Origin of the sequence: Citrobacter sp. L55 (assembly GCF_002850715.1) — a bacterium.
Taxonomy (GTDB): Bacteria; Pseudomonadota; Gammaproteobacteria; order Enterobacterales; family Enterobacteriaceae; genus Citrobacter; species Citrobacter braakii.
Genome location: NZ_KZ559429.1, coordinates 1 through 18,441 on the forward strand (window position 1 = coordinate 1; position 18,441 = coordinate 18,441).

Annotated in this window: 22 protein-coding genes and 2 pseudogenes; 11 read left to right on the forward strand and 13 right to left on the reverse strand. The window is 50.6% G+C overall.

Going from position 1 to position 18,441, the window contains the following annotated elements:
- Positions 1–134: pseudogene (locus B9P82_RS26945) on the forward strand (IS110 family transposase); the annotation flags it as partial.
- Positions 135–156: 22 nt separating this feature from the next.
- On the opposite strand, the gene B9P82_RS26950 reads toward B9P82_RS26945, so the two are convergent.
- The 5 genes and pseudogenes from B9P82_RS26950 to B9P82_RS26970 form a co-directional block, all read right to left on the reverse strand.
- Entirely contained in the window at positions 157–378 is a 222-nt protein-coding gene (locus tag B9P82_RS26950; RefSeq protein WP_101701341.1) for a hypothetical protein, read from the reverse strand.
- Positions 378–1,058 (reverse strand): DNA methylase, encoded by a 681-nt coding sequence (locus B9P82_RS26955; protein ID WP_101701342.1) that lies wholly within the window; start codon positions 1,056–1,058, stop codon positions 378–380. The genes B9P82_RS26950 and B9P82_RS26955 overlap by 1 nt, the downstream gene beginning before the upstream one ends.
- 376 nt (positions 1,059–1,434) lie before the next feature.
- A complete protein-coding gene (locus B9P82_RS26960; RefSeq protein ID WP_101701343.1) occupies positions 1,435–1,782 on the reverse strand; it encodes a hypothetical protein in 348 nt (115 codons plus the stop codon).
- A 32-nt stretch (positions 1,783–1,814) separates the two neighbouring features.
- Positions 1,815–2,750 (reverse strand): DUF1281 domain-containing protein, encoded by a 936-nt coding sequence (locus B9P82_RS26965; protein ID WP_101701344.1) that lies wholly within the window; start codon positions 2,748–2,750, stop codon positions 1,815–1,817.
- A gap of 37 nt (positions 2,751–2,787) precedes the next feature.
- Positions 2,788–3,035: pseudogene (locus B9P82_RS26970) on the reverse strand (hypothetical protein).
- 254 nt (positions 3,036–3,289) lie between these two features.
- On the opposite strand from B9P82_RS26970, the gene umuD reads away from it, so the two are divergent.
- From umuD to B9P82_RS27000, 6 genes are all read left to right on the forward strand, one after another.
- On the forward strand, positions 3,290–3,712 hold the full coding sequence (gene umuD / locus B9P82_RS26975; RefSeq protein ID WP_101701345.1) for a translesion error-prone DNA polymerase V autoproteolytic subunit: 423 nt from the start codon (positions 3,290–3,292) through the stop codon (positions 3,710–3,712).
- Positions 3,712–4,983 carry a Y-family DNA polymerase gene (locus B9P82_RS26980; protein WP_101701346.1) on the forward strand — a complete coding sequence of 424 codons (1,272 nt, stop codon included), beginning with the start codon at positions 3,712–3,714 and terminating at the stop codon, positions 4,981–4,983. Before umuD ends, B9P82_RS26980 begins: the two co-directional genes overlap by 1 nt.
- 211 nt (positions 4,984–5,194) lie before the next feature.
- Positions 5,195–5,821 carry a ParA family plasmid-partitioning AAA ATPase gene (locus B9P82_RS26985; protein WP_101701347.1) on the forward strand — a complete coding sequence of 209 codons (627 nt, stop codon included), beginning with the start codon at positions 5,195–5,197 and terminating at the stop codon, positions 5,819–5,821.
- Positions 5,818–6,120 (forward strand): ribbon-helix-helix domain-containing protein, encoded by a 303-nt coding sequence (locus tag B9P82_RS28755; RefSeq protein WP_210405006.1) that lies wholly within the window; start codon positions 5,818–5,820, stop codon positions 6,118–6,120. Before B9P82_RS26985 ends, B9P82_RS28755 begins: the two co-directional genes overlap by 4 nt.
- A gap of 67 nt (positions 6,121–6,187) precedes the next feature.
- Positions 6,188–6,451, forward strand: a complete 264-nt coding sequence (locus B9P82_RS26995; RefSeq protein WP_101701348.1) for a hypothetical protein — start codon at positions 6,188–6,190, stop codon at positions 6,449–6,451.
- Between the two features lie 311 nt (positions 6,452–6,762).
- Positions 6,763–6,954 (forward strand): hypothetical protein, encoded by a 192-nt coding sequence (locus tag B9P82_RS27000; RefSeq protein ID WP_101701349.1) that lies wholly within the window; start codon positions 6,763–6,765, stop codon positions 6,952–6,954.
- Positions 6,955–7,053: 99 nt separating this feature from the next.
- On the opposite strand, the gene dqlB is transcribed toward B9P82_RS27000, so the two are convergent.
- A complete protein-coding gene (gene dqlB / locus B9P82_RS29330) occupies positions 7,054–7,149 on the reverse strand; it encodes a DinQ-like type I toxin DqlB (protein ID WP_024169118.1) in 96 nt (31 codons plus the stop codon).
- 550 nt (positions 7,150–7,699) lie between these two features.
- Here dqlB and B9P82_RS27005 point away from each other — a divergent pair.
- The gene (locus B9P82_RS27005; RefSeq protein ID WP_101701350.1) at positions 7,700–8,305 is read left to right on the forward strand and encodes a hypothetical protein; all 606 of its coding nucleotides are present in this window, start codon (positions 7,700–7,702) and stop codon (positions 8,303–8,305) included.
- Between the two features lie 95 nt (positions 8,306–8,400).
- Here B9P82_RS27005 and B9P82_RS27010 read toward each other — a convergent pair whose 3' ends face one another.
- Positions 8,401–9,192, reverse strand: a complete 792-nt coding sequence (locus tag B9P82_RS27010; RefSeq protein ID WP_101701351.1) for a PD-(D/E)XK nuclease domain-containing protein — start codon at positions 9,190–9,192, stop codon at positions 8,401–8,403.
- 841 nt (positions 9,193–10,033) lie between these two features.
- On the opposite strand from B9P82_RS27010, the gene B9P82_RS27015 reads away from it, so the two are divergent.
- Complete coding sequence (locus B9P82_RS27015) at positions 10,034–10,975, forward strand: Rpn family recombination-promoting nuclease/putative transposase (RefSeq protein ID WP_101701352.1); 942 nt, start codon at positions 10,034–10,036, stop codon at positions 10,973–10,975.
- A gap of 156 nt (positions 10,976–11,131) precedes the next feature.
- Here B9P82_RS27015 and B9P82_RS27020 read toward each other — a convergent pair whose 3' ends face one another.
- From B9P82_RS27020 to B9P82_RS27030, 3 genes are all read right to left on the reverse strand, one after another.
- Positions 11,132–11,911 (reverse strand): site-specific integrase, encoded by a 780-nt coding sequence (locus B9P82_RS27020; protein WP_101701353.1) that lies wholly within the window; start codon positions 11,909–11,911, stop codon positions 11,132–11,134.
- Positions 11,912–11,978: 67 nt separating this feature from the next.
- Entirely contained in the window at positions 11,979–12,587 is a 609-nt protein-coding gene (locus B9P82_RS27025) for a hypothetical protein (protein WP_000715519.1), read from the reverse strand.
- A 69-nt stretch (positions 12,588–12,656) separates the two neighbouring features.
- Positions 12,657–13,007 (reverse strand): hypothetical protein, encoded by a 351-nt coding sequence (locus tag B9P82_RS27030; protein WP_101701354.1) that lies wholly within the window; start codon positions 13,005–13,007, stop codon positions 12,657–12,659.
- Positions 13,008–13,519: 512 nt separating this feature from the next.
- Here B9P82_RS27030 and B9P82_RS27035 point away from each other — a divergent pair.
- Entirely contained in the window at positions 13,520–14,473 is a 954-nt protein-coding gene (locus tag B9P82_RS27035; RefSeq protein WP_168188476.1) for a type II toxin-antitoxin system RelB/DinJ family antitoxin, read from the forward strand.
- Between the two features lie 292 nt (positions 14,474–14,765).
- Positions 14,766–15,680 (forward strand): Abi family protein, encoded by a 915-nt coding sequence (locus B9P82_RS27040; protein WP_101701356.1) that lies wholly within the window; start codon positions 14,766–14,768, stop codon positions 15,678–15,680.
- A 133-nt stretch (positions 15,681–15,813) separates the two neighbouring features.
- Here B9P82_RS27040 and B9P82_RS27045 read toward each other — a convergent pair whose 3' ends face one another.
- Genes B9P82_RS27045 through B9P82_RS27055 form a run of 3 tightly spaced genes read right to left on the reverse strand, consistent with a single transcriptional unit; the run spans position 15,814 to position 18,149 of the window.
- The gene (locus B9P82_RS27045; protein WP_101701357.1) at positions 15,814–17,352 is read right to left on the reverse strand and encodes an IS66-like element ISEc22 family transposase; all 1,539 of its coding nucleotides are present in this window, start codon (positions 17,350–17,352) and stop codon (positions 15,814–15,816) included.
- A 48-nt stretch (positions 17,353–17,400) separates the two neighbouring features.
- Positions 17,401–17,748 (reverse strand): IS66 family insertion sequence element accessory protein TnpB, encoded by a 348-nt coding sequence (tnpB, locus tag B9P82_RS27050; RefSeq protein WP_004196919.1) that lies wholly within the window; start codon positions 17,746–17,748, stop codon positions 17,401–17,403.
- Positions 17,745–18,149, reverse strand: a complete 405-nt coding sequence (locus B9P82_RS27055) for an IS66-like element accessory protein TnpA (protein WP_004196883.1) — start codon at positions 18,147–18,149, stop codon at positions 17,745–17,747. The genes tnpB and B9P82_RS27055 overlap by 4 nt, the downstream gene beginning before the upstream one ends.
- Positions 18,150–18,441 lie beyond the last annotated feature (292 nt).

The window sequence follows — 18,441 nt, forward strand, 5'->3', positions numbered from 1 at the left end:
CCCGGCTGGTTGCAGCAGGAAAACCCAAAAAAGTAGCGCTGGTTGCCTGTATGCGTAAACTGCTGACCATCCTGAATGCAATGCTCAGAAAGAACGAAGAATGGAATGAGTCGTACCATCATGTAGCTCCATAATTTTATCGCTCAAGACAGTTGCTTAGTCCTTAAAGCAGGTATCCAGCTCAAGCATTTCGTTGTACGCCGCCATAAACAGGGCATTGATGCGGAAAAGCGTCTGACGGGCCAGGCGTTCGGTCAGTACGTCGGAATCAAAGCGATAACGGTGCTGCATGTCGTTCAGCGCATCACGCAGGTCACTCATGCTGTTGGCCAGCTCCGCCACGTCTGCGCGGAGTTTTTCGTGTCCGGCATAGTTCATCACGCGGCCTCCGGATAAAAGACATCGTTGGCGGCCGGGCGCTGCATGGCGCGCTGCACGGCTGACAGGCGGGTAATCCCGGCTTTGTGGTACTGCTCCATCAGCTCAATACCGATATATCGGCGTCCTGCCTGGACGGCGGCGACACAAGTGGAGCCGGAACCGGCAAACGGATCGAGAACAATGGCGTTCGGGTGTGTGAAGCTCTCGATCAACGGTTGCAGACTGGTAACAGGTTTTTCGGTCGGGTGGTGGCGGTTGCCGCTGTATTTCCAGCCCAGGACGTCCGGTAACGGGTCCGGCGGCAGGGCCGGGCGGCCTTTCGCCAGGATATAGGCGCATTCATGGCGGTAGCCGACATAGGCCGATTTCGACGAGTAGGTTTTGGTGAAAACCAGATGCCCGACCACGCTGAACCCGGCACTTTTCCACGCGGCCATGAAACGATCGACGCGGTTCCAGCCGTAAAAGCTCACCATCAGTGCGTCTTTTTTCAGGACGCGGTACATCTCATTGCAGGCGGGTTGCAGCCATTCGTCGGTTTTGTCACCGGCAATACTGCGCCCGGAACGGTCACGGAACCCGACAAGATACGGGGGATCGGTGAGGATGAAATCAACGGCGCGATCCGGAAAGCCGGACATAATATCGACGCAGTTACCCAGGATAAAACGGGACATAGGGACACCTCGTGGTTACAGGGGGCACCCAGGAGGACGTCGGTACGACGTCCGTTCCCTGCTGCCCGGAGCCTGTACGCCGCGACCGGTAACGGGTCAAGCTGACCGTGGAATACCGCAGCCGTCAGTTTTTTCGACGGCAAGGATATGCCGCGAAAGCGGCTTGAAGGGCGCTCCTTAAAAGGCGAGTGGATGGCGTAAAATTACAGCGACGCCGGACAGGAGCGGAAACGCCGCCCGTCCCGTGTCCGTCCGGGCGCGGCACACTGGCTCCGGGCAGTGGATATCCCCGCGCATTGCGCGGCATGGATGAGGAGCAGCGCGACATCATTATTCCAGCCTGAAGTACCGGGCAGTCGGCCTGCCCGGCATTCCGTCAGCGGGTGATATCCCGCCAGTCATTGTCCCACTCGTCGCACAGTACCGGCGCATCCGTTGTACCGGTCACGTTCCACGCATCAAGGAACTTCAGCCCGCGCAGGATGTTGTTTTCCACGTCATCGAGCAGAATGATGCTGTTGAACCAGACCACGCCTGCTGCATATTTCCACCGATGCCGGTCATCCTCGCGTTGCAGCGATGGCCACCAGGTGCGCCCCATTTCCATGACACCCGCTTCGGCCTGCGCCAGGTCACTCGCGGAAACCAGGTAATACACCATCATTTCAGTGCCATCGACATCGACACTCAGGCCAACAAGCCAGGTATTCAGATTTAATTCCATGTTATTCCGGGCGGTTTCCCGCCCGCCTCCGGTCAGCCGCCAAAATGCGCCACGTTGTTGATAATCCACTCCGGGCCGGTTACGTCCGGGAAATTGTCCTCATCGTCCGGGTCAGCTTCACCCCACTCCAGCTCGTCAGTGATGTACACGTCCGTTTCGCCACTGACGTACCGGGCATAACCGCAGTAATTGCAGCCCTGCTCCGCAAACCAGTGCTCCACCTCACTGCCATACCGCTGACTGAGTTCAGCCACAACGTCTTCGCCAACCGGACTCCAGGGGGTGTCAAAATCCACTGTCAGCGTGTTCTCTCCGGCGAAACAGATATTTGCCTCATAGCCAACTGGCCACTTGCAACCGTACCGGGTCAGATAGTGGTCATATGACGACGGGACACCCGTCAGCAGACCACCGTTGAAGCCGTTCACTTCAATATCCAGGCGCGTCGGCATCAGGTCGCGGAAATCCATTGGTTCGGCAGCAGGTACGGCGGAACCGGCGTCGCACAGGCTGTCCCACCATTCATCCACCGGCGCAGGCCGGAAACTGTCCCCCCAGTCGAAAGACTTTTGCTGGTACAACTGACGGATGACCGACTTCTCCGGTTCACTGAGGGTGTCCCAGCGGGCATGGGCAATATGGCTGTCCAGCCAGCACTGATGCAGCGTCTGGCAGGTCTCCACATCCAGCACAGCTCCGGCCATAAACATCGCCAGCCAGTCGCTGTATGCCTGCGCTGAAGGCCGGTTGTCTGCAGCCGCACCGTAAGAAACCAGCAGCGAGTATGGCGGGTAACGTTGCTCTGTCAGGGGGCGCAGTATTCCCGCGCAGCCTGCCAGGAAAAGCTGGATACCTTCTTTTCTGGCGCGGCGATGCAGGGACAACTCACCTCCGGCAATCCACGTTTTGAGGGCATCACTGTTTTGAATACCACTGAACATCAGTCGGTTGGCACACCAGTTCGGCATGGGAAGCTCCTTACACAGTCAGGGTGAGCAGGAGGCATCACCGCGATACCGTTCCCTGCCGCACGCTGCCTGTTCGTCGCGTCCGGTAACGGGTCAACGCCGACCGTGGAATACCGCAGCCGTCAGTTGTTTCGACGGCCAGGATATGCCGCGAAAGCGGCTTGAAGGGCGCGCCTTTGATGGCGAGGGCATGGCGTACAATCACACCGACGCCGGGTCTGAGCGATAAAGACGCCCGTCCCGTGTCCGTCCGGACGCGGCACACTGGCAGCGGGTGGCAGTCAGCTACTGGCGGGCAGGAATGGCCGTGGTGATCAGAGGATTTGTGGGAAGGGAAAACACCAGATAGGGAGCAGATGACATACCAACAGTTCTGCGCCGGTCCTCCACAGGGTTATTAACCGATTCTGTGGATAACCTGACATCTGTTTTTCCAGACAGAACAGTTACCTGACCGGAAACGGTAAAATTTTACTTGCAGGACAGGAAATATCTTAAATAATACTGTATATGCAAACAGGTGTTTTGAGAGGTATGCCATGTTACTTTTTGTCGCCCCCGAACAGGAGCCGGTGCAGTCCACTGCCCCGCTGTTCACCGAACGTTGCCCGGCGGGTTTTCCGTCGCCGGCCGCAGACTACACAGAAGAAGAGCTGGACCTTAACGCCTACTGTATCCGGCGTCCGGCTGCAACGTTCTTCGTCAGGGCTATCGGGGATTCGATGCGGGATATGGGTCTGCATTCCGGCGATTTAATGGTTGTCGACAAAGCAGAGAAACCCATGCACGGGGATATCGTTATCGCGGAAACAGATGGTGAATTCACCGTTAAGCGTCTGCAGCTGAAGCCCCGTGTCGCCCTGCTGCCGATGAACCCGGCCTACCCCACGCTTTATCCGGAAGAACTGCAGATTTTCGGGGTGGTGACGGCGTTTATACACAAAACCCGGGGCACAGACTGATGTTCGCTCTGGCTGACGTTAACAGCTTTTACGCGAGCTGCGAGAAAGTATTTCGCCCCGATTTGCGTGACAGGCCTGTGGTGGTCCTGAGTAACAATGATGGTTGTGTAATCGCGCGCAGCGCTGAAGCGAAACGGCTGGGCATAAAAATGGGGGTGCCGTGGTTTCAGCTGAAATCGGTGAAATTTCCGGAGCCGGTCATCGCCTTCTCCAGTAATTACGCACTATACGCATCGATGTCGAACAGGGTCATGGTTCATCTGGAAGCGCTGGCGCCACGCGTTGAGCAGTACTCGATTGACGAGATGTTTCTTGACGTGCGGGGTATTGACAGCTGCATCGATTTCGAGGTTTTCGGCCGGCAGCTACGTGAGCACGTTCGTTCCGGCACGGGCCTGACCATCGGCGTCGGAATGGGGCCGACCAAAACACTGGCTAAAAGCGCACAATGGGCGTCTAAGGAATGGCGGCAGTTTGGGGGCGTGCTTGCCCTGACTACTGGCAATCCAAAACGAACGGAGAAACTGTTGTCACTGCAGCCAGTAGACGAAATCTGGGGGGTTGGCCGCAGGATCTCAAAGAAACTGAGCACAATGGGGATAACAACTGCACTGCAGCTGGCGCGCGCGAACCCTGTATTTATCAGGAAGAATTTCAGCGTTGTGCTGGAGAGAACCGTCCGGGAACTCAACGGAGAAAGCTGTATTTCGCTTGAAGAAGCTCCGCCGCCAAAACAGCAGATTGTCTGCAGCCGGTCCTTTGGAGAGCGTGTCACGACGTATGAAGCTATGCGGCAGGCAGTCTGCCAGTATGCTGAGCGTGCAGCTGAAAAGCTGCGCGGCGAGCGACAGTTCTGCAGGCATATTGCTGTATTTGTGAAGACGTCACCGTTCGCGGTGAACGAACCGTATTACGGGAATGTGGCCAGTGATAAGCTGATGACTCCCACGCAGGATACCAGGGACATCATAGCAGCAGCGGTGAAAGCACTGGATCGGATCTGGGTGAATGGCCATCGATATGCAAAAGCGGGTTGCATGCTCAATGATTTCACTCCTACCGGGGTTTCGCAACTGAACCTGTTTGACGATACTCAGCCCCGAAGCAACAGCAATCAGCTGATGAAAGTCGTGGACGGTATTAACCATTCAGGCCTGGGAAAAGTGTGGTTTGCGGGACGAGGCATTGCTCCTGAATGGCAAATGAAAAGAGAAATGCTTTCCCCTGCGTACACCACCAGATGGACAGATTTGCCAGTAGCCCGGTTATGAATATCTATTCCACCCTACGACCTTACCATTTTGTTATCTTATTATCTTGTTATCTTATTATCTTGTTATCTTGTTATCTTGTTATCTTAATCAAGATATAAATCAAATAGTTAACAATTTACTAAGTTATTAACATAATAAAATATTTGCGTAATCCGTGTTCGGGTGGCAATATTAAGTTATTAACTTAACAACTTAATATGAGGCTATAATGATAATTGTATTAGGTAGTCAAAAAGGTGGTGTTGGTAAAAGTACACTCGCGGTATCAATAGCCGCATATCTGATGTCATTAGGTAATCGCGTGATTATTGTTGACGCAGATGACCAGAAATCAGTATTAACCTGGTACAACAACCGTCCTGAAGATCTCCCCCATATTCCGGTTACAGGCGCAACAGGCAACATCAAAGCAATGTTAAAGGAACACGAAAAATCCTATGATTTTGTCATTGCAGACTGTGCAGGCCGTGATAGTGCAGAAATGCGTAGTGGATTGATGGCCGCAGATGTATTCATTTCTCCTTTACGTCCTTCTCAGATGGACCTGGATGTTGTGCCTCATACATGCTCCGTTTTTACAGCAGCAAAAGATTTTAATGAGGATGTTCGGGGATATCTCGTTTTAAACATGACTCCCACAAACATGTTTGTTAATGAAGCCAATCAGGCAGCTGACGTACTCAAGGATTACCCGGAAATGCATCTGGCTAACTCCCGTGTATGTGATCGTAAAGCACATCGAGATGCCTGGGCCGAATCAATGACAATTTTTGAAACGCAAAATGATAAAGCACAGCAAGAAATCGAATCGTTAGTTAAAGAGGTGATTCTGTGAGAAATAGAGCAAACACTCCACCTCGTAACGAGGCAGCATTTATTAACGGTGGCACGGCAGGTCTTGATAATGCCAAAAAGTCATCAGATAAATCATCGGTTGTAAGCAAAGCAAAACCAGTGAGTATTTCCTTTTTTGAAGAAAACCTAAAAGACATTGATGACCTTATAACGGCAGAGATGGTTTCAGGTAAAGGCAGAGTAAATCGTTCTGATGTCGTCAGGGCTGCGGTAGAAGCATTAAAAACACTTTCAAAAACAGAGATATCACGACTAATTGCAGAAGCAAAACAAAGATAACAAGATAGCATCTTGTTATCTTGTTATCTTGTTATCTTGTTATCTTGTTAATACCGAGGAAAGCACTATGAACATGGATCACGAAAAAAAAATTCAGCAAATGATAAAACTCGCTGACGATAAAGAAAAAAAACAGGCCAAGAAAAGCCGTAGTGATAATTTATCCTGGTTACTTAAAACAGTGATTGTACTGTTAGTTGCATTTTCCACGCTGTTAACATGTTACAAAATAGTTAATGGGTTATACGCAACACCATCAAACTGGGTATTAGTTTTGACTTTCTTTGTTGTTATTGCTATCTCAGTTTGTTTAAAAGTTACCAAATCATAGTCAGTCATGCACAACCCGGACGTCCAGGTTTTTCTGACCACAACATAAGGGATAGAACTATGAGCAAGAGACCTCGTTATGCTGTCATGATAGAAGGGAATAAAACCATCTATCGTGGAAATAGTCGCTTTGTTGCATGGACGTTCTGGCTAATTAACCGTCATCATGAGGCTATCGCTTATGATTGTGGAATTTGGGTTGTGGAGCCTAGCTAATGGATTCGCGTCGCCCGAACTGAAAAATCAGCAAGTAGATCAGACTAAATAAAAGCGCAATAGCTATAAAGCGACAATTACAGGAAGGGGTCTTTAATGAGAAAAAATGAATTTATAAGGATAGGAATTGCTTTCATCATTACCTCCGCTTTAATCGCTTTTACTAATTTAGCCTCAAATTTTGAAGTGGATAACCGGCTTGATGGAATGTCCTTTGCATTGACAATGATTTTTGGACTTCTGGGTTTAATTATGAGTATCTACGGAATTTTCTCTAAGAAGATTTGAAGATACACGCGCCAGCCTGGACGTCCAGGTAATTCTGACCATAAATGTTAAAGGCCGAGGAGTGGTTGCCCCCCGGCCTTAGTTACGTTTCCGGGTTCATCAGTCGATGAACTGGCGGATCAGCTCCAGTACCGCAATCAGCGCGTTTGACAGCGCGACTACAGCACGCAGAACAATGATTAACAGGTTAATCATCCGTTCTCTCCCTTCAGGGAGGCGAGACAACCGGCGCTTACTCTTACACTTGCCTGTCACACCGGTTTCTTCAGTGTGTTAGATTGAAAGTTTCCCACCCCGGCCTGAGCACCTGATAACGACACCACTCGTACATCAGGCCAGGACTTGAAATTGTTCATGCGCGTACGCAAGCCTGTGGGAGAAAATCAGTCAAGAGCTAACGAGCTGATTATACAGTCCCTAAACCGAAGTACCAGCCTACCGCTTGCGAAATTACCCTTAAGGTAATAACATAGAGTCGTTAGATTGAAAGTTTCTCATAACGGCCTGAGTCACCAACTCAGACCAAAGTAAAAAAACCGACCTCACCAGTCGGTTTTTTTTCGCCTGTAATCCGCCTTTCCGTTAACTCCCGCGCCAGCCGGGACGTACAGCCAATATTGTCCAAAGTTATTTATTGATAAAAAGCACAGGTATGTTACTTTCAAAAATGAACATTGAGTGGGCCGAAAGCTTACCCATCGTGGAGTGAAAACCACCTAATCTGACGAAATCGGAGTATTTATCCATGAATTCTCAAATAAATCAATATTCTACCTTACTTTCATGCCTTTATGACGAACAGCATCCCATCGGCAATCTGGGGCGCGGAACCCATTATTCAATATTCAGAACTGTAGAATGGCTCGATGTTACCCGTACACCTGTTGACTTACCCCAATTGCATGATTTTTCAGTCATCTGGGATGAAGATCATGATGAGCGAATCATTAACGTAATCGAAAACATTTACATGGCTGGATTACTTTCACCTGTACAATTTATTGGTGAGAGAAAGGGGACCCTTACAGTAATTGTCGCGGCGAAATTCTATTTCGGTGGAATCCCCGATATAAAAGATTACGAAAAACAATTACAAAATATTTGCGATCAATCCACTTATGGAGATTTTTGGCCAGTAGAGGTAGGGATGTTTGATCGCTCACCAGGATTTCCTCCTGATGCCCCACATCAGACAGAGGTTCTCGGATTGATAAATGATAAACATCACAGAGTAGTTACTTATTTAAGAAACATCGATTCACTTTGGGCGCTGGGTACAAAGCCTTTTATGCTAAAAGGAAAAGAAAGTGTCTCTATTTTTTCGTCTGCCCCCCCTATTCCAAAACAGTAAATCAGGAAAGGTCGCGTAAGCGGCCTTTTTTATGCCCCAAGTTTAATTCCCGAGTCACCTAGACATTCAGGTTATTCTGTCCAGCATAGTGAAAATCAGAACTGAGCTATCACCACTTTTGTCTTTCCTTCAGCATCTCCGCCCTCGAGATCGCCGATCACGCCTTTCGGGTTATTCACCCAGCCATCAGGGTCGTAAACAAAACAGACCAACGTGTCGCAGTCCGGGTGTGCGCGGTAACGGGCCATATCGATGATCAGTTCCTCTCCAATTTTACCTGTGCCCAGAGACCTACGAGTTTTCTTCACCTCAATAACTATCTTTTCCTTCTTCAATAGAAAGTCCTGTCTGGAGGAAGAGCCAGCATAACTTGGCGAAGCCTCTTCTGGTCTGACATCATCAAAATGCAGCAACAGAAGCGCATGAACAAGATCCTGCACATCATACTCGTCATTAATTTCAAGCGGCGTTCTGTCATTGTATCGTTTCTTTAATTGACGACAAAAAGCAGGGAATTTATTGAGGATATTTATTATCAAATCCAGTTCTGATTTATCTTTAATAACTGTTGGGGTAGTGACAGAATGTGCTAAATCTTCTCTGGCTGCATCAAAAATAGGTTTATAATGTCTCACCAGACTCTGATAATTACTAGACCAAGCGATCTTTTTTGTATCATTAAAATCTTTATAGTAATCAGATTCCTTTCCATAACTGTCTTCAAGTAATTTCTTTACTCTCGCAATCCAGTTATTACCTTTTGCTGAATCAATATATTCCTGGCTTCCATGGCCTAACGCGCTTCTTCCCATATACTTTGTCGAGATGACAGCGTGGTAGTCTTGTTCAAGTGCTTCAAATCTTTCTTCAAGTGTCTTCTTCATCATAATGCCATCCGGGCTGTCTTGTCTGGTAACAATGTCATAATTCTACCATATTAGTGTTTCTCTCATTCACATTGGACGTACTGCTCATTCTGTCCAACGACCATGATGAAAAATTTATTAGCATCATTTGATACCAATGAAAACTACATTTAGCGCCTTGCTCCCCATTATCCGCGTTTTATCTTGCTGAACATTGGTATCAAATGATACCAATGTTCAGGTCGCGCTCGGTTGACATCATCCGTCAGTGAGTGCTGGCGATCTCTCATTTAATTCCCCGCGTCATTAGACATACAGCCATTCCTGTCCATGTCTAACCTATTGACGTTCACCCTCCACAGATACATTCCGACAACATACAAAAAATGCTATCCGTCCTGTACATTTCAGCACTATCGGAAAAAGTGTCCAGAAAATATTTTTGGTGATCGTATTTATTTTTGTTGACCCACATTGCAAACCGTGAGTCTGTTCAGAACTTGTTTCTGAACAGGGGAGGGGTTGGACAAGCCCGGCGGGCGCGTCAGCCAGTCACATTCAGGTATACCTCTGTAGTACCAGCTCGGGTCCGGACTCCACAACTGTAGTGACCACATAAGTGAGGCCATTAATTATCTGACCAGTTAAATATCACCAGCAAGATTTCTTCATAGCATGACGGCTGTAATATAGTGTCGGAGTTCAGATAACTTCCAGCCTGGCTGAGTGAACATAAAAAGGAAGGAGGGGACAGAACCACCCCGGCACTGCCCCCAGAAGGAATTGCAATTCCATTCCCCGCCAATGTTAGCATTTATTGCCTGTGATACTATGACCGGGTCATTTTTCAGAGCATGGACTGATGAAAAAGAAAAATACTACGCCAACTCCCCACGATGCGACATTCCGCCAGTTTCTGACACAACCAGACATTGCCAGGGATTTTATGGAACTGCATCTGCCGGCAGAGCTGCGTGCCATCTGCGATCTGAGCACGCTGAAACTGGAGTCCGGCTCGTTCGTAGAGGATGATCTCCGCCAGTACTTCAGCGATGTGCTTTACAGCCTGAAAACCACAGCCGGCGACGGCTATATTCATGTTCTGGTCGAACATCAGTCAACACCGGACAAACATATGGCTTTCCGCCTGATACGCTATGCGGTGGCCGCTATGCAGCGCCACCTGGAGGCAGGACATAAAAAACTGCCACTGGTGATACCAGTACTGTTTTATACCGGTAAACGCAGCCCGTATCCGTACTCCACCCGCTGGCTGGATGAGTTTGATGATCCGGCACTGGCGGGTACCCTCTACAGCAGTGCGTTCCCGCTGGTTGACGTTACCGTCATTCCGGATGATGAAATCGCTGGCCATCGCAGTATGGCCGCCCTGACCTTACTGCAGAAGCATATTCATCAGAGGGATCTTGCAGAATTGGTTGACCGTCTGGCCCCTATTTTGCTGACCGGATATCTGTCTTCATCCCAGGTAATATCGCTGGTACACTATATAGTGCAGGCAGGCGAAACATCCGACGCCGAAGCCTTTGTTCGCGAACTGGCACTGCGTGTGCCGCAACACGGAGATGCTCTTATGACCATCGCACAACAGCTTGAACAAAAGGGTATTGAGAAAGGCCTCCGTCAGGGCCTCCAGCAGGGCAGGCAGGAAGGTCGTAATGAAGGCAAGCTGGAAGGCAAGCTCGAAGTTGCCCGCAGTCTGCTGAAAATGGGGATGACTCATGAATCCGTGCTGGAAGCAACCGGTCTGACAGAGGAAGAACTGGCGCAAATCCGCCACTGAGTATACCCGTCCGCCTGATAATCTCCTTTTCCCCCGACAGAAGCGGGCTGAAGTTACCGCTTCTCTTTCAGAACGCGTCGTCTGTTCAAAACTTGTTTTTGAGCAGACGAGGGGTTGAGCAAGCCCGCCGGGCGCGTCAGGCCGTTATCAAAGGACTCACACAGACCCTTTCAGCATGGCCACCGCATCCGTCTCCGGCATCTGAAACTGTACCCGGTGTCGTGCGGCCACATCGAGCGCAAACACCTTCGTATAGACCTCCGTCGAGCTGATGCTCTTGTGCCCCATGAGACTCTGCAGCACCTTCAGCGGAATACCGGCATACAGCATATGCATCGCGTAAGAATGCCGGAATGTGTGCGGGGTTACCGGTACCGAAAATGTCACCCCGTCGGCAGCAGCCGCTTCAACTGCTTCATTTATCCAGGTCCTGACCGTCCTGTCTGTGATTTCCCAGATCCGTGCCTTCTCGGTTCTGCCGGTGCGTTTATTACGGCGCTCCAGCGGAATTTTCAGGGTGGCCACCATCATCTCCAACTGGCTGACGTACTGGTGATCGGAGAGCGGAACCAGCCGGTGAGCCTGACTGCCGGCTGGGGCCCGTCCTGCCGTTCTGGCCGCTTTCTCCGCGCGCTGCTTGAGGGTGGCCAGCTGTACGAACGGGTACGGTGGCGCCAGCGAAAAATCCCCTCGAGTAAGCGCCAGTGCCTCGTTAATGCGGGCGCCCGTATTCCAGAGGGTGGCCAGCAGCATCTTACGGTGCAGATCGGGCACATAGTGGAGCAGGGCGCTCACTTCCGGCGCCAGCAGGTATTTCGGTAGTTCGTCCTGAACGAGCGCCATCTGCCGTAAGGCCAGTGCTGCGGGATAGTCGATGGTCACTGGCAGGGCGGCCATTGAGCCCTGAGAAGTAGCTGAAGGTATGAGGCCAGTCATGATCGGTATCTCAGTATCATTAGTTGTTCAGGTAAGTCTGATGGATTTTTCGCGCCGTTTCTGGCTGTCAGAAGCTGTCCAGAATTTGATTCCATTCGGCTTTACAGTCCAGCAGGTACCGGAGGCCGTTGTCGACCCCGTCAAGTAAATCGGAAGCCTCTCCCATTTTTTCCCCAAAGCGGCGGGTGTTGACGTAATGAATTCCTTCAAGGCTCCGGGTGCCGTCATTTCTCCGGGCATAACGGAAATCTGTCGCCCTTTCATCAGCCTGGTGAAGAGCTTTAACCACCTCTTTGACGATTTTAAAATCGGAAGGCCGGTAGCTGTCATCAACTTCCAGGATCAGCTTTTGTGCCAGCGGCCATAGATTATTCAGGTTATGGTCATCTTTTTTGTACTGGTGTTTATCCGGGTCTTCTGCCAGTGCAAGGGCCAGTCCGATAATTTGTTTGATAAGGAGCTCCAAGTGATGTCGGTAGAGAAACAACACCGGATAAACCAGAAAATCCTGGTCCCGCCCGGATTCATCAATGTGGTTAATCAGAATATCAGCAGCTCGCCTGTAACCTTCGGTGTAAGCTGTACCATGATCCGGCATGTAATTCAGGCAGGCATTATTGTGCCAGTCGCTGTCGCTGGCCAGCAGCCCCGGTTCTAACGTTTTTCCCTTTTTCATTTCAGCTCCTGAATCTTTTAACAGCCCCGGTTCGGTACCTTATCCGGAAATCCCGCCTTCTGTATGTATTCAGCGGTCGGCAGCCAGTTCTTCAGCCAGCTTCACAAAGCCTTTGTGCTCAGTCAGCAGGTAATGGCTGTAAATCCGGGCATCACGTTCTGTGAGCCCGGATGGATTGCCGGTGAAGTAACGTTGCAGCACCGCAATACAGTGATTGTAGGTATCGAGATCATATTCCCAGTTTCCCAGCTCACCGGCCGCATCCAGCTCCCGGCGAAACTGCTCGTATTTACGGAGCAGAATGCCAAGACCTAATTCTGTTGCAGCATAAACATTATTTTCTCCTGGCGCGGAAATCGCATTACGGATTTTTTCAAAAGCATAACTGAAATCATTTCTCTCATTGAATGCAGTAAACATGTCCTTTCCTCAGTTAAATAGTTAGCAGTGCAATTTTACCACACCTCAATCATCGCCAGATGAGTGCGACTCTGTTGAGAAAGTGACTTTCACAAAAATGAATTTCACATACTGAAATAATATGTAGCCATATAAACACGGTATTAAATTACCGGATGGCTGTTTTCATGTGATCCGATTTTTGCTGTATTCAGGGATTTCCGGAAGTGTACCACGGTCAGGGAATAAGCGAAGCGGTCTTTTCCGGCCCTGGGCGGCGGGTCAGGGAAAAAGGGAAGAACACAACATATAGAAGAAACCGCCGATGACAGAATGGCACATGTTGCGGTTACAGAGTTCAGGGCGGGGTGGTAAGGATCGAAGATCCGGAACTAGCTTTTTTCGGATCTGCGATGAAAAAGAGCGAAGGGAACCAAAAACTACATTTTAATTACATAAAATTCTTGTGTAGAAAATTGACTACACGACCAATAGGTGATTACTATAACAATATTCGTGATAATGGAGATAAAATGATGGCCGCTATCAATATAAAGATAGATGACAACCTTAAGGATACGGGAGACGCGATTCTGCGGGAGCTAGGCCTGAATGCAACACAGTATATTACTCTCTGCTGGCAGTACCTTGCCCAGCACCGCAAATTGCCTTTCATGACAGAGACGAAGATCTTAACTGCCTCTGATCTGACAATGACCATTGCCACCCAGTTTAGGGATGTGCTTAATCAGCTGCATAAAATTCGGGACATGTTGAACTCTGAAGGCACGGATTTTTCTGAACTGTCTGCTGCAAAACAGGCTCTCTCCCGTCTGGCTGCAGACATACAACAGAACGGCTGGCGACTGGAGTCCATGCCTGAAGATCTCGATGCATCCACCCCGGCCCGTCGGATGCTGCCCCGAATTAACTATTACCTGACAGGATGCGACTTTGCCTTGTCGGATTTACCGGCAGAACTGCCTGTCCCCACCCGGATAGAGAATGAGTTTGGCATTTCGCTGAAGGCGTTCGAAACTGAGTTTGCCAGGCTGCAGTCTGTACTTACCGATACCGGTCTGCTGGCACGTCCTGCGCCGGCGCGCGAATTCGTTTACCGGGGAGAAAACGTCACAGTATCCGTCGTACAACCGGAGGATTACCAGCACGGGGCATGGCTAGTGCGGATGCAGGCAAAATCAGTGGATCGGGAAAATGCACTGGAAGATGCCGCACTGACCTTTCCAGCACTGGAGGGCAGAGTATTCCTGCCCGGTACTGTCTACGGTAAAGCGGTACGTAATTCACTGACTGGAAAATATGAGATGGGATTCTGTTTTCTCTCAGGCATCACAGAATTTCATATGTACTCCAGCGGACACGAAGAGGAAGGGAATCCAATCTCGCCTGATCAGGTGGCTTCCCACCTGTCAGCTTGTGTGGACCAGTATGTACTGAAGAGCCTGCAGTCAATGTCAGGCAATTAATTTTAAGGATTATCGAATGTACAATCAGGATGAAGGGTGTGCAGCTCTTTTGAGAGATAGGCAGCGCATCGGAGAAATGGTGGAAGAGAGAGGGCGAATAATGTCCGTCTATAGAGTGTTTATAAAAGCAAAAACCCCGACTTAAGCCGGGGTCAAAATCTGCGGTCTTCATGAAAGGTCTTACACCCGGAGGCCATTGGTTCCTTTCACCAACCTGAGCAAAATAGTATAGGTTACGGGCAAAGGTGTCAAGTCAACACTGGCAACTGCATAGCCAGAACAAGGAAAATATATGCCGGATAGTGTGGCTTACCAGCCAGATCTAATGGACAGGATCTTCACACAGAAAAGAATGTACAGCTACCAAAGAGTGTTCGGGAGACTGACTGACCGGGAAATGGTGGGGATTTATATCTGGAATCAGACGCTGGGTGGTGAACTCTATCCGCTGCTGAGCGCCGCTGAAATTACCCTACGAAATGCTATTGATAGTGCATTCATCGCCTTTGCAGGCCCTCGGTGGTGGAGAGGGGTTAAGTATAAAAGTTATGCCCCCGTCGCAGGCCATGTACCGCCTTTCGAGGTTAAGGCGATGAAAGACAATTTTGTTAGAGCAGCTGACTATGCAAGGAAAGAAAAATTCCTCCGTTATCACAAGCGAAATCACGCTCCCACTCATGAAGAAGTTGTTGCCAGCACCGATTTTTCCACCTGGGAATTTGCAATGAGTGACGAGTTGCTGGGGCCGGGTCTATTCTGGAATACCATGATAACTCAAGTCTTTAAGGGACAATGGCCCTCGCAAAGCGGTGCGAAAACACTATCCACGGCCCGGGATCAGGTCAAAACGATACGCGAATACCGTAACCGGGTTGCGCATAACGAACCGTTGTGGAAGGCTTATCAGGTCAATACGCCGCAGGATGCGATTGCCTACATTAATACGAAGATTGATACCGTTGAGCAGCTGATTCAGCTGTTGTCTCCGGAAAAGCATGATCTGCTGACTAAGCACCGTCTGTTCAGTAATGCCCGCAGAATTAATTCACTATCAGAAATCATGCGATTCCGTACCACAGGTAACGCGCAGTGGCTTGGATCGTTTGGCGATGTGACGTCCGCCTTCCAGAATGCAAGAGCAAACAACAGTCCTGTCCTCTGCAAGCTCGGTCCCGGAGCCGAACCTTTCCTTATTATCCCCCATTAAGTTCAGCCGGTTGTTATACCATCATCATGATCAGACCCGGAGCCATTCCGGGTTTGGTATTTTTCGGATCTCAGGAGAGGAAAAGAGAGATTATTGGTAAGCGTGCAGCAAGAACCGTATTGACGGGGATGTGTTATTCAGTCGGCAGTGCTACGCGCCAGGGGAGCAGTTCGCCGACCCGGTTTATCGGCCAGTCGGCTATGACGTCAAGGACATAGCGGAGGTAGCTTTCTGGCTCCACTCCGTTCAGTTTGCACGTCCCGATCAGGCTGTACAGCAGCGCTCCCCGCTCTCCTCCATGATCCGAACCGAAGAACAGGTAGTTTTTGCGGCCCAGACTGACCATCCGCAGCGCATTTTCAGCGATGTTATTGTCCGCCTCAGCCCAGCCATCATCTGCATAGTACGTCAGCGCCGGCCACTGGTTCAGGGCGTATGCGAACGCTTTCGCCAGTTCTGAGTGTCGCGACAGGGTTTTCATCTTTTCACGCAGCCAGCTTTCCAGGGATTTCAGCCGCGGTTTCGTTTTCAACTGACGTTCGGCAAGGCGCTGCTCCGCCGTCATTCCCCTTATCTCTGCCTCGATGGCGTACAGTTCGCCGATCCGTTTCAGCGCTTCCTCCGTCAGGGCTGACGGGGTGCGAACGTGCACATCGTGGATTTTACGGCGGGCGTGAGCCCAACAGGCGGCTTCCGTTATCCGACCATCCCGGTACAGCTCGTTGAACCCAGCGTATGCATCCGCCTGCAGTACACCACTGAACCCCGCAAGATGGGTCTGCGGATGGATGCCTTTTCTGTCCGGGCTGTAAGCTAACCACACCGCCGGCGCCAGCGTTGACCCGGCGTTACGGTCGTCACGAACGTAGGTCCATAACCGCCCGGTCTTCGTTTTCTTATTGCCTGGCAACAGCACCGGGACAGGCGTGTCATCAGCATGGAGCTTACCGTCAGTCAGCACATAGTCCTGAAGCGCTTCTTCCAGCGGTGACAGTAGCCGGCAGCATGCATCCACCCAGCCCGACAGCAGTGAACGACTCAGCTCCACGCCCTGGCGGCCGTATATTTCAGACTGGCGGTACAGCGGGGTGTGCTCTGCATACTTTGAGATCAGCACGCGGGCCAGCAGCCCCGGTCCTGCGATACCCCGCTCGATGGGCCGTGAAGGCGCGGGGGCCTGCACGATGGCATCGCACTGAGTACAGGCATGCTTTTCACGTACAGTCCGGATAACCCGGAAGGCGTTGCGCATCAGCTCCAGCTGTTCGGCGGCATCCTCACCCAGATAGCTCAGCGAGCCTCCACATTCCGGGCAGCATGACGCTGCCGGCAGTAGTCGTTTTTCATCGCGGGGGAGTGATTCGGGGAACGGTTTGCGGGTGCGGGTTTGACGCAGCGGGCGCTGCACGGCCGGGTCGTCAACCCGGCCGGTAAGGGTATCACTTTCTTTCTGAAGTGCCTTCAGGTCAGCTTCCATCTGTGCGATACGACGGGAGACTTTTTCGGAGCGGCTGCCGAAGTTCATCCGGCGCAGCTTATCCAGCTGTGCCTGCAGATGGTCTATTTCGCGTTCACGCTCGTTCAGCTTTTCCAGCAGGGCACGGTTCAGCGCCTCCTGTTCGGCAAGGAGACGTTTCAGTGCATTGATATCGTCAGGAAGTGAGCTGCTCATACCGGGTATATTACCAGGCTCATTCAGCGTCGACCAGGATAAAGAGGCTTACAACATAGTCAGGGACGTAAGCAGTCTTTTAGGCTGCCGCCAGTCGATACCTTCAAGGAGCATCGCCAGCTGTGCCGGTGTGAGGAACACTTTGCCATCCCGGGCTGACGGCCAGGCGAAGCGGCCGCGCTCCAGCCGTTTGGTCAGCAGACACAGTCCATCGCCGGTAGACCAGAGGAGCTTTATCTGACTGCCATTACGCCCACGGAAGATAAAAACGTGACCTGACATCGGATCGTCTTTCAGCGTCGTCTGCACCTTTGCCGCCAGGCCGTTGAAGCCGTTTCTCATATCGGTGATGCCAGCGACCAGCCAGATCTTTGTCCCTGATGGTAATGGGATCAACGTTTGAGCTCCCGTATCAGCAGGTTCAGGATATTTTCGCTGATGGCACCATTCAGACGGAGTGATCCGTGCCGGAACGTTACTTCACAGCTGATATTGAGTGATTCAGGTGCCGCAGCAGCTACAGGTTGTGACCGGGGGGAGGTTGTAGGGACAACATCTTCGGCATCAAGTGTTATCGGGAGCAGCTCAGGCACGTTGTTTTCTGTTGTTGAAGGAGGACGTAGTTTTCCTTCGCGCCAGTACTGGCGCCACTTGAACAGCAAATTATCGTTGATCCCATGCTCACGAGCGAGTTGCGCTACGGAGATCTCTGGTCGATGCGAGAGTTCAACCATTTTGATTTTGAACTCAACGGGATAATTAGGGCTTTTTTTACGCACTGCGGTTAATGATTTCATGGATAGCGTCCACCATATTTGGTGTCCACTATCCTCTCAGGAAGGGGTCCGCTTGGAAAACGGAATCTATGGTCACTCCCGTTTTTGCAACACCGATTTTGACGATAAATTGGCTTGCTTGAATCTATCCGGCGTCTGAATGGGATTTTATTCCCGCGCCTCGATGAGTTCCGCGCCTGATGAACCTCCAGAAAATATACGGCTTCAATGAGCCTTTCCGTTTTACAGGTTCCTCAACAGGCCGGTGGGCCGTTAGTATCATCAATATCAGTATTCGCAAAACCAGATCAGT